Annotated in this window: 7 protein-coding genes and 1 riboswitch; of the genes, 1 reads left to right on the top strand and 6 read right to left on the bottom strand. The window is 44.4% G+C overall.

The features are described from left to right. Positions 1-15: 15 nt before the first annotated feature. On the bottom strand, positions 16-987 hold the full coding sequence (locus OCK74_RS15245) for a ribonucleoside-diphosphate reductase small subunit (protein ID WP_279297916.1): 972 nt from the start codon (positions 985-987) through the stop codon (positions 16-18). A 120-nt stretch (positions 988-1,107) separates the two neighbouring features. Next, a riboswitch (cobalamin riboswitch) is annotated at positions 1,108-1,311 on the bottom strand. A 174-nt stretch (positions 1,312-1,485) separates the two neighbouring features. Continuing rightward, positions 1,486-3,951 (bottom strand): phosphoenolpyruvate synthase, encoded by a 2,466-nt coding sequence (gene ppsA, locus OCK74_RS15240; RefSeq protein ID WP_279297915.1) that lies wholly within the window; start codon positions 3,949-3,951, stop codon positions 1,486-1,488. Positions 3,952-4,248: 297 nt separating this feature from the next. On the opposite strand from ppsA, the gene OCK74_RS15235 reads away from it, so the two are divergent. Next, positions 4,249-4,914: an FAD-binding oxidoreductase gene (locus OCK74_RS15235; RefSeq protein WP_279297914.1), complete on the top strand. Its 666-nt coding sequence runs from the start codon at positions 4,249-4,251 to the stop codon at positions 4,912-4,914. An 81-nt stretch (positions 4,915-4,995) separates the two neighbouring features. Here OCK74_RS15235 and OCK74_RS15230 read toward each other — a convergent pair whose 3' ends face one another. The 4 genes from OCK74_RS15230 to OCK74_RS15215 all read right to left on the bottom strand — a co-directional run bounded on the left by OCK74_RS15230 (position 4,996) and on the right by OCK74_RS15215 (position 15,823). After that, positions 4,996-12,063, bottom strand: coding sequence for an autotransporter-associated beta strand repeat-containing protein (locus OCK74_RS15230; RefSeq protein ID WP_279297913.1), 7,068 nt, complete (start codon positions 12,061-12,063; stop codon positions 4,996-4,998). Between the two features lie 352 nt (positions 12,064-12,415). Beyond that, positions 12,416-13,039: a hypothetical protein gene (locus OCK74_RS15225; RefSeq protein ID WP_279297912.1), complete on the bottom strand. Its 624-nt coding sequence runs from the start codon at positions 13,037-13,039 to the stop codon at positions 12,416-12,418. A 2-nt stretch (positions 13,040-13,041) separates the two neighbouring features. Continuing rightward, on the bottom strand, positions 13,042-13,698 hold the full coding sequence (locus OCK74_RS15220) for a VIT1/CCC1 transporter family protein (RefSeq protein WP_279297911.1): 657 nt from the start codon (positions 13,696-13,698) through the stop codon (positions 13,042-13,044). A 37-nt stretch (positions 13,699-13,735) separates the two neighbouring features. After that, positions 13,736-15,823 (bottom strand): glycoside hydrolase family 3 protein, encoded by a 2,088-nt coding sequence (locus OCK74_RS15215; protein WP_279297910.1) that lies wholly within the window; start codon positions 15,821-15,823, stop codon positions 13,736-13,738. Between the last annotated feature and the right edge of the window lie 126 nt (positions 15,824-15,949).

Here is a 15,949-nt window from a genome sequence, read left to right as displayed (position 1 = left end):
ACTTATACATTCCAATCAAAAATCTTCTTCCAATGAAAAGGTCTGCCCCTCCTTTGCTGCCATTACTCCCGCCTTCTGGTAATCCCCAACCCTCTTTTCAAAAAAGTTGGTCTTACCCTGCAGCGATATCATTTCCATAAAATCAAATGGATTGACAGCATGATAAATCTTCGGATAGCCCAGTTCACTGATCCAGCGGTCAGCCACATATTCAATGTATTGTTGCATGAGGCGGGCATTCATACCAATCAAATCAACCGGCAACGCATCAGTGATAAATGATTTTTCAATAGTCACCGCATCAGTAATAATGGCGTACACTTCTTCCTGTGATAATTTGTTTCTGAGCATGCTATAAAGCAGGCAGGCAAATTCACAATGCAGTCCTTCATCGCGGCTGATGAGTTCATTACTGAAGGTGAGGCCCGGCATCAATCCTCTTTTCTTGAGCCAGAAGATGGAACAGAAACTACCACTGAAGAAAATACCTTCAACAGCCGCAAAAGCAACCAGTCGCTGTGCAAAGGTCCCATTGGAGATCCACCGCAATGCCCATTCTGCTTTTTGTTTCACTGCTGGCACTGTATCAATGGCATGAAAAAGTTTGTGTTTCTCGTGGGGGTCTTTGATATAAGTATCAATGAGTAAGGCATAGGTTTCACTATGAATATTCTCCATCATGATCTGGAATCCATAGAAACACCTTGCTTCCGGCAATTGCACCTCGCTCATGAAGTTCACTGCCAGGTTTTCGTTTACAATGCCATCACTGGCTGCAAAAAAGGCCAGTACATGTGAAATAAAATGTCGCTCACCATCATTGAGGTTTTCCCAATCCTTAAGGTCACTGCTTACATCAATTTCCTCTGCGGTCCAAAAGCTAGCCTCATGCCTTTTGTAGTGTTCCCATACGGTGGGATAATTGATAGGAAGGATCACAAAACGATCCTTGTTCTCTTGCAATAGAATTTCGTTCTCCGCCTGCATAATATTGTTTTATCGTTGAGCAATATGCTTCCGGAGCGATGCAAAGGGATGCTGATACAGCGCAAGAAGAGCATTCTTACGTAATGAATCAGTTCAATGCCTTTCACCCGAAAGCTATGAAACAGTAAGTTGATTCAGGCAGGTCTTCTGGCTTGTTCCGTTGTTCTAGGCCTTCCCATCCGCCTCAGGCGGACAGTGGCTTAAAGAGCGTTTGAACAACATGTAAGGAACTTACAGCTACGGGGATAGCGCCGGACTTTCACCGGACTTCCCTTTTAATACGATCCATAAAATGGAGTCATAACCAAAATCTGTCGCAAGATAATATGGCTTTACCGAGACAGGCTTAAGTTGTTTTCCACCTAATGTTGAAAAACAGCCAAAACCGCTCTAGAACTGTATTATTAAAACAATTTGTAATCAAACAGCCTCCGATGCGGAGGCTGTTTGATCCTAATATCATCTTACCATTTTCATTACTTGCTAATGTGATAGGCACTACATCGATTGTTTTACATTAGTTGATTTGATTTTTTCAAATAACTCCTGTTCTACCTGGTGAATGGCCCTGACTGTTTTCACTAAGGAGTCTGGTGTAACAGAGATACTATCAATATTCTGCTCCACAAGAAATTGTGCAAAGTCCGGGTAGTCAGATGGACCTTGTCCGCAGATGCCCACTTTCACATTCGCGTCTTTGGCTGTCCGTATCAACATACGAATCAACTTTTTCACTGCAGGATTGCGTTCATTGTATAAATGCGCAACCAGTGACGAATCCCTATCCAACCCAAGAGTCAGCTGTGTCAGGTCATTGGAACCTATAGAGAAGCCATCAATATGTGCAGCAAATTCCTCCGCCATGACAATATTGGAAGGGAGTTCTGCCATCAAATAAATCTGCAAACCATTTAGTCCTCTTTCCAGGCCGAATTCTTTCATGGTCGCCTGAACCAGCAATAATTCTTCCACCGTCCTGCAGAAGGGGATCATCATCACCACATTGGTTAAACCCATTTCCTCACGCACCTTGCGAATGGCTTTACATTCCAATCCAAAAGCCTCTTTGTATGCAGGAGCGTAGTACCTGGATGCTCCTCTCCACCCTATCATCGGATTTTCTTCAACAGGCTCAAAGTGATTGCCTCCCATTAAATTGGAATATTCATTGCTTTTAAAGTCAGAAAACCGCACAATGACATTCTTGGGATAAAATGCTGCAGCAATTTTGGCTATGCCATACGCCAGCTTTTTGATAAAGAAATCCTCTTCACTATCGAAGCCTTTAATGATCTTCCTGATTTGGGAAGAAAGTTCTCCATCATTGAGCGAGCGATGTTTGAGCAAAGCAAGCGGATGTACTTGTATGTAGTTGTTGATGATAAATTCTTCCCTTGCCAATCCGACGCCTTGATTAGGCAAGTGTGCATACTGAAAAGCCATATTGGGCGAACCCACATTAAACATTAACGGTGTCTGTATCGGGGGCAGATCATCCAGATCGATTTCTGATTTGATAAAGTCGATGGCCCCGTTGTAAATGATGCCTACATCACCTTCTGCACAGGAAGCAGTGACGATCTGCCCTTCTGCCAACCAATAGGTTGCGTTGCCACAACCTACAATAGCTGGAACCCCCATTTCACGGGCTACAATGGCGGCATGACAGGTTCTGCCACCTTTGTTGGTAATGATAGCCGCCGCCTTTTTCATGATGGGCTCCCAATCAGGATCGGTCATATCTGTCACCAGGACATCACCTTCCTGGAAAAAATTTCCATCGGCCACACGGCTGTCTAAGGAATAGATAATATTTACCTTGCCGGTAGCAATTTCATCTCCTACTGCGATACCTTTTGCAATTATTTTTTGTTCTTTTTCCGGGTCGTTGATATGATAATCAACCAGTTTACGATCCTTCTTTTGCGAATGGATGGTCTCAGGTCTTGCCTGTACCAAAAAGAGCTGGTTGGATTTGCCGTCTAAAGCCCACTCCACATCCATAGGGCACCAGTAACCTTTTTTGCGGGTGTAATAATTTTCTATTTCTACCACCCATTTTGCTAACTGGAGGATCATTTCATCCGGTATGCAGAATTTTTCATGCATGTTTTTTTCCGTGGGAATGATGCGCACCCTTTCATCGGGATCATCGCCATAAATCATCATCACATCTTTGTTTCCCAGCTTTTTTTCAATGATGGGGGTACAATCACTGTTCAAAGTTGGCTTGAACACTATAAATTCATCGGGTGATACCGATCCTTGAACGATCATTTCACCCAATCCATATGAGCCATTGATCACAACTACATCTTTGAAACCACTTTCCGTATCCAGGGAAAAAGCAACACCCGAACAAGCCAGGTCCGAACGCACCATTTTTTGAACACAAACTGACAGACCTAATTGAAAATGATCATATCCAAAACTTTCCCTATAAGAAATTGCCCGATCCGTAAAAAGTGATGCAAAGCAATTTCTTACGGCATCGATCAGTGCACCGGGACCTCTGACATTGAGATAAGTTTCCTGCTGGCCGGCAAAGGAAGCATCCGGCAGATCTTCTGCAGTGGCAGAGGAGCGAACCGCCACATCTGTATCCGGAATGTTGTAATAATCCGACAGCTTCAAATACGCTTCGATAATCAACTCACTTAGCTCTTTGGGGAACCTTGTGTTGCGAATCAGTTGTCGAATCTTCTTTCCGCCTTTTCTTAAGGAATCAATGTTGTCAAAATCGATCTCCCGTACATAGTTTTTGATGGCAGGTTCCAGGTCATTAGACTGCAGGAAATACTTATAGGCACTCACTGTGATCACAAATCCGCCCGGGATGTTGATGCCTAAAGGGGAGAGATGCTGGATCATTTCTCCAAGAGAAGCGTTCTTCCCTCCTACCCACAGCAGGTCTTCCAGTCCCACCTGGTTCAGGGGCACAATGAAGTTGGTTTCGTTCATCATTTTTTATGGTTTTGAATGGTTTACAAAATCCAGGGTAACGAGATTGTATAAGAAGCCCATATTGAACAGAAATCTGTCCAATAATAATTCTAATATGTTCTTCCAGGATTATTGCTGTTCTGAGAACGCTATGATGTAAGTATATGCGAAAAAGCGGATGCTTTGTATTACATTATCATTAAATCTTCTTAATCAAAAGTTACCACTTAATTTCCATTTTAACAACAAAACCGTAAGCACATTCGTTGATCAGACAATACTTTATGTATTTTCATGAAATAGAAAAATGGGAAAAAAATGGAACAGACCGTCAAGATCATAACGATTGAACAGGTTACTCATAATGTTAAACGATTTCGATTTGAAAAGCCTCCAGGTTTTCATTTTAATCCAGGCCAGGCAACAGAAGTTTCCATTAATAAAGAAGGATGGCAAGAAGAAAGGAGGCCTTTTACTTTTACTGCATTGAATGAAGCTCCTTACCTGGAATTCACGATCAAAATATATAGTGATCATCCAGGGGTTACTAACGAATTAAATACGCTTACACCAGGGGATGAATTGATCATCCGGGATGTTTGGGGCACTATTGAATATAAAGGACCCGGGTATTTCATTGCAGGAGGGGCAGGCATCACTCCTTTTATTGCTATACTCAGGCAGTTAAACAAGGAAAACAAACTGGAAGGCAACAAACTATTTTTTTCCAACAAAACCGACCGGGATATCATCCTGAAAGACGAATTGACTTCAATGCTTGGACCAAACGCTATTTTCATCATCACTGACGAGCAAAGCGAAAGGTATCAGCATGGTTATATCAACGAGCAGTTCCTGAAAGACAATATTGATGATTTAACTAAACACTTTTACTTGTGCGGGCCTCCGAAGATGATTGAAAATGTACAAGATTGTTTAGTAAAACTTGGAGCTTTCCCCGAAGCCGTGGTGTTTGAAAAATAAAATGATCCTTTTGCAACAGGAAGATATTGCTGAAGTAAAAAAGCCACCCGGCGAGGGGTGGCTTTTTTGATGCATCAAACTTTACTCAGCTAATTTGATCAATTTCACCACCTTTCTTTCCCGGCCCTGCCTTACTTCGATCAGGTATATACCTGGCCTGTAAGCTTCACCGAGTTGAATGGTTGCTCGTGACGGGACGATCTCTTTTAATTCGATCAACCGGCCAGAGAGGTCCATCACACTTAAACGTACATTGCCTTCAGCAGGACGGCCCTGGATCGTAAGTTTGGTAAAGGAAGTAGTTGGATTGGGCGATACCGACACTTCCAGTAAATCCCCTTGATTATTATCCTCTGCAACAGCCATTGCCTGCATGTTAGCCGTCGTTGCAGATATACTGCTTAGTGCTACTGTTTGAACGATGCCGTTATTGATCTTGATATTTCCACCGGCCAACACCTGCTCCTGAGTGCGGATACCGTCCCAATTGCTGGCAAACCATACACCCCCTGCCTTATTCCAGATCGTAATGCCAATCGCATCCCCGGTCCCTAGCTCGCCACGGTCAGTCATTTCAACCTGTATGGTAGCATTGCCATCTACAGATACGGGGGACATCGGATTGGTGATATCCTGTATGCTTGCTTTGCCATTGAAGGTGGCCTTACCCTGCGTAGTTCCCGTTGCCGAGGTAGTCGATAGTGATGTCAAGACATTTCCTTTGACCTGGTATACATGTACACCATCAGATTCTGTACGGCGAACGATCGTGTTGATATTGCCCTGCAGGTTGGTCTTGCTCTTGTTGAACTTGACACTGAACCCGAAGTTATTCCTGCTATCCACATCACCTGCCTTTTGCCCGGAAGGACGAACCAATTTGAGGTAGCCGCCACCGGTAATAAAGTCGTCCAGAGATTTGGAAACTGTAATGATCGTATTTTCCTCAGAAACATTGCGTTGGTAATAATTGCTCACCTGGATGCCAATGGTATAATCCTTAGCGTTGTTATTCCCAATGTCTACACTCCAGTTGTATGTGGCCGTTCCTACCTTTTTATCTCCAAGGTTCACCAATCCCACTGGAACCGTTGCAATGACGGTATTAGTGGTCCGGTCGATGAAGGTCACTGTCGCATTCTGAATATTCCCTTCAAAAGCATCCGTTGAAGCATCCCCGGTTTCAGCGGTGATGTCCCGTATGGTTGCGCTCAGGGTAACGGTGGTAGTTGAACCCGCACCTGTCGAAGCGAACAAGGTACCAGTGTAATAAGCCCTGGCATCTTCCTGCAGAATGTCGAAAGGATCTTCCTCTGAAGCTGGCAGGAACAGCTCGTCGCCGGCAAATTCCGATTTCACACTGTACGCAGCAGCCGGATCCTGATTGATCACCAGGTCAACGCTGGCAACCCCGGTTGCATCAGTTGTACCGCTTTTTGTTTGTGCCCCGATATCAAAACGTATGGTCTTACCTGAAAGCACTGTTCCTGTTGCCTGATCGGTAAGTGTAGCGGTCAGGGATTGCTGGTCTGAATATTGCGCTGAACCAGCTCCTGTATACACCAGGGTAACAGGACGTTTCTTCACTGTGACAATTGAGGAGCACTCTGCTTTATTGCCACTGGCATCTGTAACGGTAAGTGTGACTGTGTTGGCTCCCACCTGCGCTGCTGTAAAATTACTAGGGGAGACACTCAGGTTTACCACGCCGCTCTTGTCCGACGACCCGTTATTTACCTGCTCAGCGGTGATGGCCACGGTGCCGTCCAGGCCCAGGGTTACCTCAACCGGCTTGCACTGTGCGGTGGGTGCTTCCACGTCATTCACGGAGCCTGCCTGGCCAACCGCAAAGGTTCCAAAGTCTGTGTATCCCGATACTTTGGCATAGTACGGACTGGTTATAGTACCCGCACCCGTTATAGTGGCGGCAGATTCTGACCAGGAGTTGCTGTTGTACCGACCTTGCACTGAAGCGCCAGAAGGATTGAAGTTGGCACCCTGGTTGGCTGTCAACCAGCCCAAACTGATGGCCAGGTTAACGCCTGCTGCCGTACTGGGTATCACACTGTATTGTTTGTTGATCACTTTAGATGGATCACCTATAGGGTAATCTAAGCCCGTTTTTACTCCTACTCCAATAATATTGGCTGTTCCGGTATTGGTCAATTTGACCGGACTATATGTATTGCCTGAGCCTACCGGGAACAATACTTCAGAAGTGCTGACCCGGGATTTCAACAAACCTCCACCAGAAATGTTGAAGAACACGGTCTGGTTAAAACTGGTGTTGGTCACCACGATATTGGTAGCAGTGTTGCTTGAATTGATCGTTCTTGCTCCGGCATCAACCACACCGTTCGCCCCAATGTTCAGTGCCACAGAACCCACAGGTGCCGCACTGCCGGAAGGTATGAAGCGGATGGCATTGCCCATCAGCCAGGTTCCGTTTACATTGATGGTCGTCACACTTGCCCGGGTAGCATGACCAACAATACAGGAAGTACCGGTGGAACGCATGTCGAGCGTACCGTTGATATTGAATGTATAATTCCCGAATTCCGCGATGGTATTGGTCGTCGGGCTGCTACCGGCCTGCAGGTAACCAGAACTGCTCATCGTCACCGTTTTTCCTTCATTGAGGGTGATGCTAATGTTGTCATCATTTTGAGGATCAGATGTCCATGGCAAGGTTGTGGCCGTGGAATAATTAGCCCGCATGTAACTGGCCAGGTTGAGGTTGGCATCAATCTCCACTTCCGTATTCTGGGCAATGCTATTAACTGTGAACGTATTCAGATAGTAGGTACTGGTACCGGTAATGTAGACTGTACCACTTTTTCGATAGCCTTCAAAGTTTAACCGGTTGGTGGCTGTGGAACTGGAACCAACCGTACCAAAATTGTTGATGCTGCTGATCACCCGGATATTCCTTTGGGTAACCGTTCCGCTGGCCCCATCACTTGCTCCGGAAATCAGTGTCGCCCCGCTTTCTATAACCAGGTTGTTGGCTGTTGTGGTGGCATTTAACCGAACGGTATGCCCCGTTCTAATGGACACCGTAGGAGTTGAACTTGAAGGAAGCGTCGTAGTGGCATTCCAATTAGTCCCGTCGTAAACTTCCCATATATCCGTAGCCACTGAAGAAGTTCCCCAGTTGCCGCTTTCGGCGGACCGGTAATCACCCGCTACTGTAACCGGAATATTGGCTGTTTGGAAATTCCAGATGGTACCGGTGGTGGTGCCATTGTCATTTTTGCCATCGATCCTCCAGTAGTATTTTGTATTGGGATCCAGTGACGGAGGCGCATACGTGGATGTTCCTGCGGGCACATCAGCCACTTTGGTTAAGCTATTACTGCTGGTTCCCAGGTACACTTCATAAACATCTGCGTAATTGCCGCTCCAGCTCAAAGAAATGGTATTGTTATCCAGAAACAAATTGCTTGCATTGTTTGATGGGGAAAGATTGGCGGTCACAGTAGGTAACGTGCCTTCGGCCGGCGTAGTTACGGATGCAACCGGGCTGTAGATAGACTCGTTTAACGGGCTATGTGCCTTGATACGGTAGTAATATTTAACGCCTGATTGTAAACCACCATCAGTATATGTTGTTGTGTTCGCAGCACTATGGCCCACGTCTACAAAATTCACATTATCTGTGCTGCGTTCTAAGATGAAATAATCTTCGTTGTCGGAATTGTCTGTCCAGCTGAAGTTAACGGTGCTGGGTGATCCAGCTTTTGCCACTGGAGCATTCAGATTAAGGTTGGAAGGAGCTTCTACAAAGTTGGGGGTTTGAATAGCCAGTTCACCTGTTGCCTGCTTAAATACCCAAAGCAGTCCGGGCCCTGGTGTGGCTGGTTCGAATTGCGTAATTGTGCCAGAGATCGCAGCTGGTGTGCTGAATATCTTGAATACATCACCGGAAGCAGGCGTGCCGGTAAAGTTGATTTTCAGTGTGCCACCGTATGTGATGTTGCTGGTAACTGAAATCTTGTCCCAGGCATTGCCGGTTTTATCAATGTCAATAGAAGTTGTTGACGTAGCTTGAAGCGTCAGTTTGTCTTTAAGCGTGAGGGTACCTATAGAACCATCACCAGGTTCAAGCATACCGGTAACATCCACTTCCCCGGTTATGCTTCCTTTGCCGGCTAATGTTGCGTCTTCATCAACAGTTACCTTACCGGCACCAGCGTTATTACCATTGATGATCAGTTTCCCTCTGGTAACGGTTGTGGTACCGATATAGGTGTTGTTTCCGTTCAGGCGCCACAAGCCCTCCCCTTCTTTAACGATAGTGGTTGTGCCATCGCCATCGGCCGAATTGCCATAAAGATAGTTGTTGATAACACCGTTAAACGTTTCATCGGTTCCTGCGCCCCCTACGATATAAGTAGTAAAACCATGGCCAAAACTGGGCGACTTCGTTCCGCCGCAGGAAAGCATGGTGCCGGCATTTCCCGACAGGCCACCTAGATAAATGTTGTTGTTATTCTGATAGGTTGCAATTTTAGTGTTACCGGTGGTGACGATCCGGTTGCTGGGAAAGCCCACGCCGTTATCGATCATCAGGATGCTTCCGTCTGTCGTGTTGACGCCGTTGGCTACCAGGGTACCGGTAAAGTCGCTCCAGTCACCCTGGATCAGTTCCCTTAAATAAGGAATAGCATAGTTCAGGGTACCCTTGCCATGAACGGTCATCGATAGATTGGCATTCCGGAAGGGTTCAAAACCATTTACAGTGTTCTCATCCACGTACAATTGCATGGGATAGTTCTCCATAATAGTGGTGCTGCCATTGGAGGTTTTGTACGTGCCATTATGCAAGCGTAAAATGTTGGAGGTCCCGATCCCCTGACCATTGTCGATAATGTCCTCTGCCTCTGTCGCACTACTAACAGGCATCACCTCGATCGTACCGCCATTGATGGTGGTTTCACCGGCATATGGGTTGGCACTTTTCAATACCAACTTGCCCGGTCCGGACTTAGTCAATCCCCCATCACCGCTCAGGACACCGGTAAAGGTGACTGTGCTGCTGCTATTACTCACATTGAACTCAGTCGTTGCATCAATAATGGCGTTCCGGTCAGTACTAACGCTGCCGCCGGTGTAAGTCCACTTACCGCCTTTCCACACCCAGTTAAAGCCGTAGTTAGCAGACGCACCGATGGAAGAGGGCGCACCTCCATTGGCAAGTTTGTTGAATTCTATGGTGCCGTTCCTTAATACGGTGGCACCTGTATAAGTATTATTGTTTAAAAGGGCTAATGTGCCGAAGCCTGTCTTGTTCAAGGATTTGCTGCCAGCAATGTACCCGGGACCTGAAAAAGTATAGTTACCGTTGCTGTTCAATAATATTTCATCTGCCCCCATTGTGCCGGTGAGGTTAACGGTTTTACCGGCCGTGCCTGCTTCGGGAAACAGGAGTTTGCTGTTGTCGGTAAAGGCCACAGCGGTATTGGCCTGGTTGAGCCAGTTATTGGTAGTTTTATCCCAATCCTGGTTTACAGATCCCGTCCAGGTTAGATCAGGTGTAAAGTTGTTGGGGTCCAGGACCGGCACTTCCACCGGTTTTGCTTTGGCTATTAATTCGTTGGTGTAACCCGATTGAGTGGTGGCGTTGTATGCCTTCACCCGGAATGTTCCTGTTTCTTCGGGTTGCAAACCATTTATAGTATAATAGTTAACATTAACGCCAGTAGTACCAATTTGTTCCCATACTGCACCCACTTTTCTTTCCACTATATACCCCTGTTCTTTTTCAGTATAATCTAACCAGGAAAGTGTCAGACTGTTGGAAGTTGCGGATTCTAATTTCAACTTCATCGGCGCCCTTAAATATTCCTGGGAGTTGTTGGCGGTAATGCTGTTAATATAATTTTCGATGTTGGTATAACCTGAAGCCGTAATCACCATAGCATCATTCACGTTCGGGTTAGTACCGTGAGTCGTTTCCCAGGCATCAGGCATACCATCGTTGTCGGTATCCGTTCTTGCTGTGCCCGCCCACAAATTCCATGAGGTCGGCGCACCGAAAGGCAAAACGCTTTCGCTTCCAATCAGCTCCCCTTTTTGGCCTAACGATTTCACTTCGTTGATCACATAATAATCCGCATAGTCCCGGTAAGGCAGGCTTGCCCCCACTGTAGGCAACAGTTCCGTGAGCAGGTTTTGCGCAGGCACTGTGGGCAGTGAAGGATAGGCATATGGAGAGGCCTGGAAGTCCGGGGGACCTTCATATTCGTTTTGAGGGATCGTATATGGGTCGAACACACCATTCCGGTTGTTGTCGTAAATATTGTCCGTAGCATAAATATGGAACAGCGAATTACCCAGGCTAAGCGGCTGGACTCCATCCACCGGCCCCTGTATAAAACAGTTATTGGCCACATTAGTAAATGACTCCCCGCTGGATTCGCCTCCCATGATATAGGCACCGGCACTCCAGTTGTATACAATGTTATTGACATACTGATTTACACCCTTTACTTTGTTGTTGCGGGTACCATTGTCCGCATACAGGTTCCGGTACAGTGTGATGCCGCCATCACATTGCATCAGGCCACCCGCTGAATGCGTCAGCAGGCCCTGAGAAATGATACTGTTTTGAATTGTGATGTTTTGAGCAGTGGTGGAGTTGATAGAAAAGTTTTCATCCCTGCCCCAGGAAACGGAACAGTGGTCAAAAATAATATCATGGCCGCTGGCGAGGCCGTTAGCGTCTACCCCGCTGCTTCCGACAATCCCCATCCTGATCTTTATATAGCGGCAGATGGTGTTGTGGGCATTTGAGAAAGACCAACCGTTACCGTAAACGGTAATGCCTTCACCTGGAGCGGTCTGGCCAGCCAGGTAAATGTTACTGGATACGATCATCCGTTCTGTGATCCGGATCACACCGGCTACATCAAATACCACGATCCGGTTGGGAGCACTCACGGCGTCACGAAGGGAGCCTGGTCCTGAATTGTTCAAGTTGGTAACATGATACACTGAGCCGTATCGGCCACCAGTGGCATACTTACCAAAACCTTCGGCACCTGGGAAAGCCAGGGTTTGTGCATGGATCTGTTGAATGCAAAACAAAGAGAGGATCAGGGCAATAATGGTCATACCATTACCCCAGCAAGTGTAATTTTTCTTCATAGCAGTCCGACAATAATAAAATTGATTAAATAAAATGTTTACAATCGTTATTTAGCGTTATAGTATAACCGCTTTTTTTGGGGGTGTCGTTTTAAGTAATTGTGACTTTACAGCATGATTTTGAGAAGAAAAAGAATAGTGTAGAACTTTGAGTTTCATATGCAAGAACAAAGTTTTGAAATTAACTGTTCACTATATTACAACTGATCAATCAGTTGATTCATTCAATCGCGGATTAAAAATAGTTATTGCCCCAGAAACACTGTCCTGATCTGTCCTGTTCAACCCTAATTATTTATGCAAACGTTTGCGTAAATAAAATTTTCGGTTTTACATACCTGTTGACAAGGGGTCAGAAATCCACACTAAAAGATGCGATCCAAAAATTATCTGAACTAAACGGGCTGAAATAAAAAACGCCTGCCCTACATCTTCCGAAATAATATTCTGCAAATATGCCACGTTGGAGTTCAAGTTCTGATTCAAACAATTTTGTTCTTTGAGCCATAATCCCGGTACGTATTGGCTTGATCGGTCTAATTGCCAGTTCCGAATACAAATAAAAGAAGTTATTTTCTTGCGTTTTAAAATCAAACAGGTATTCACTTTCAGAATAGAAATCAAATTTCTTATACATGATCTCTGTTTCAAGACCAGGTGCCATGCCATTCGTATTTCCGAAAACAATGGCAGCCATGGGAACAATCACAAACTCCACAGGTTTACCAAATTTGAATCTTCGTCCTGCCCAAAGTGATGTGGTGTTCCGGTCTTCATAATTATAGCGGCCTTCCAGGTGTAGTGTTTTGTGACGGGCGTAAAAAGTTGGATTAAAAAAATCTTCCTCACCGGGAATGAAAAACATTTCTGCCCAGGCTGAAAAACGCCAGCGAGCGCTTGTTGAATCTATTTGGTTTTCCTGTGCAAATAATTTTAATGAGGCAAAGCCAATTAATAGCAATAAATATTTTTTCATGTTTATCCTCCTAATGCGATTGTTATTGCCACCAGTATTATTCCGATTAAAATCATTGAAATACTCATTTTCCATTTATTAAATCCCACATATTTGGCAACTGACCACCCACATAAGAACATCATCACTATGGCAACCAGGTTAGAAAATCTTAACGCAACCATTGTATCGTGTATCAATACAAATGGTACCACAACGGGAAATGTCGAAATAAATACCAGTAAAAAAATAGCCAGGGCTTTTTTTATATCATGACCAGTGAGACGTACACTCCTGTTTACTTCCGGCAGGTTCATCAATTTATTTCTTATTTGCTCGAGCCCTTCTGTTCCGATTACCGATGCTACAATTGGCGGCAAGGCATCAGAGATGTACTTTCTAACCTTGTCTGTTTCTGAAGAATTTTGAATCGCATCAAATATTACTTTATTCCTGTTTTTTTGGGCCAAAACCCCAATAAGATACATGACAGCATCGACAAGCCCCCAAGCAAGGTTACAACTAATGGCTCCAACTAGTAATTGCCTGATTTCCGCCCGGTGGGTATTGGCAATACTGATTGAACAGGTAAAACTGAGTGCCATTATTAATCCGAATAAGATCCCTTCGGCCCTATCCATTGGATCCAATAACCGTTTTGAATTGGTAATATCTTCCATATTAAATCAAAACTTGTTAAACTCGATACAGTAATCTTCATTCATAACTTAATCCTTCGTCGTATTGAAACAAACCATAGTTTGGCCCTTCCATATAGCCTGGCACGTCAGTCTTTTGTGTTTGTACAGCTTTTTCTGAAACAGGTGTAGTGAAGGGCATCTTCCCCGTTGGATTGAATTTACCTGTAACAACATCTAAAAGAGCATCTGTGGAAGTGCCAAAGGTGGCTAGAACACCTTTGATATTAGACTTCATTGCATCATTGTAAATTTCGTCGATCACCCAGGGATTGGTGTAATTGATGGCCAGAATAGTGGGCTTCTTTGCAGTTAAGCTATTTACATAACCAACATCAACCGCATTCTTTGATAAAGAAAGGTACAGTGGTGAGCCGTCTGATTCAAACAAGGATTTTGTGCCTGGAGTGATCCATAGCAGAATCACATCTGCCTCTTCAGGTTTATTTACAAATTGAACGTTGTAGTTATCAGCATTTGCCGAATAAATATTACCAGGGCTTGGAATACCTTTCCTTTGCAAATAAGTTTCAAAATAAACTTTTGTTCTTGGTTTTAGTGGAAGCACTTTTGTTTCGTTGCGCAACAGCACTATTGATTTACGCATAGCAAGGCTGGCCCTTTCCTGGAATTTTGCATTGCCAGCAATCCTTTCGGCTGCTTCTTCATCCACATATGGATTTTCAAAAAGGCCTAATGCAAATTTTTCAATCAACAACTTGTGTACTGATTCATCAATGAGTTTTCTATTTACGAGACCGCTTTTTACCGTTTCCAAAAGCTTTGCAGGATCAGCCGTACCGGAGTACAAGTTTACACCTGCTTCCAAGGTTCTTTTATACCTTTCTGTGATCGATAAATTCTCGGCACCCCAAGGCATCATTTCAATGGGCCCCGTATCTGAGTTGATAATACCTTCAAAACCAAGTTTATCTCTCAACAAATCACGGATCACCACTTTGTTATAAGCATAGGCGATCTTTTCATATTTGGTGTCTTTTGGAACAGAATAATAGGGCATGATAGAGGATGTACCTGCTTTGATGGCTGCTTTAAAAGGAATCAGGTTGTTCTCGAACATACCCCCTGGAAAGGTTTCGTATTTACCCCATTCAAAGTGAGGGTCTTGTCCTCCTTCGCCAGCACCACCACCCGGGAAATGCTTTGTAGTCAAAGCTACAGAGGTAGGATTCAACTTTGCACCCTGGAATCCAATAACAATTTCTGTCGTCATTTTAGCCACCCATTCTGCATTTTCTCCAAAGGTTCCTTCAATCCTTTGCCAGCGGGGTTCGGTGGAAAGGTCGGCCATGTACATATAACCTTTTCGCAAACCCGTAGCCGCCCACTCCTGGCGGGCAATATTTGCAAACTCCCTGACAAGTCCTAAATCCCGCATGGCAGATAAACCCAATTCACCGGGCCAGGTAGAGAAGGCTGTTTTACCGACACTTAATCCAATGGAGGCATCCTTTGTAATATGGTTGCGTGGATTTGAAGCAACAATAGCAGGAATACCTAAACCATCACTTTCACAAAGTGCCTGGAGTTTATTTCCCCATTCAGCTAAAATTCTTGCACTAACATTTGCCCGCAGGATAAAATGACGAAGATGAAATTGTGTAACAGCTTTTGTAGTGCCTGCTGCTGTCATGATGGGCACGGGTAGAGATTTATGAGTAAACATGTTTGTTGTAGTCACCAAATCCTCTTCATTAAAATCGCTTGTAATTGGCTCCTTATTTTTAGGTGCTTCAAAAGACCAATCATTTTTCAATCTTGTGGTGCTAATCAACATAAAGCCAACTTTCTCTTCCAGCGACATTTTAGAAAGCAAATCCTGGCTTCTTTCCTCATTGGATAATCGCCAGTCTTCATACCTGTCCAACCTTCCATTTTTATTTAAATCTTTGAATTTCAGCCCGTTTACAGTAAGGATTTTTGCTGTTCTATAACCCAATAAAGGTTGTTGGTCTTTTGTTTTCCCGTTTAATTGAGCACTTGTATGATTGTACAGAAGTAAAATAATTGCAATTGAAGTAAGAGAATGGGTAAATATTTTAAAATGCAAAGTCTTATGGACACCCTTGAATGAAGTTGATGTCATGGCAAAGCAATTTATCGTTATTGTTTTCGTATCGTTTATTGAATAAAGACAGTTAAGCCTGTAATCAATTCTTTGTAAAATTAGGAAGAAAGGAAGGTGATATGTTATACTTAATCAAGAAAACAC

This window comes from Paraflavisolibacter caeni, assembly GCF_025628885.1.
GTDB lineage: Bacteria > Bacteroidota > Bacteroidia > Chitinophagales > Chitinophagaceae > Flavisolibacter > Flavisolibacter caeni.
This window is presented reverse-complemented; position numbering and strand designations above follow the sequence as displayed.

Coding starts and splice junctions, on each gene's coding strand:
- OCK74_RS15245 (WP_279297916.1), bottom strand. CDS start 987: ATGCAGGCGGAGAACGAAATTCTATTGCAAGAGAACAAGGATCGTTTT.
- ppsA (WP_279297915.1), bottom strand. CDS start 3,951: ATGATGAACGAAACCAACTTCATTGTGCCCCTGAACCAGGTGGGACTG.
- OCK74_RS15235 (WP_279297914.1), top strand. CDS start 4,249: ATGGAACAGACCGTCAAGATCATAACGATTGAACAGGTTACTCATAAT.
- OCK74_RS15230 (WP_279297913.1), bottom strand. CDS start 12,063: ATGAAGAAAAATTACACTTGCTGGGGTAATGGTATGACCATTATTGCC.
- OCK74_RS15225 (WP_279297912.1), bottom strand. CDS start 13,039: ATGAAAAAATATTTATTGCTATTAATTGGCTTTGCCTCATTAAAATTA.
- OCK74_RS15220 (WP_279297911.1), bottom strand. CDS start 13,698: ATGGAAGATATTACCAATTCAAAACGGTTATTGGATCCAATGGATAGG.
- OCK74_RS15215 (WP_279297910.1), bottom strand. CDS start 15,823: ATGACATCAACTTCATTCAAGGGTGTCCATAAGACTTTGCATTTTAAA.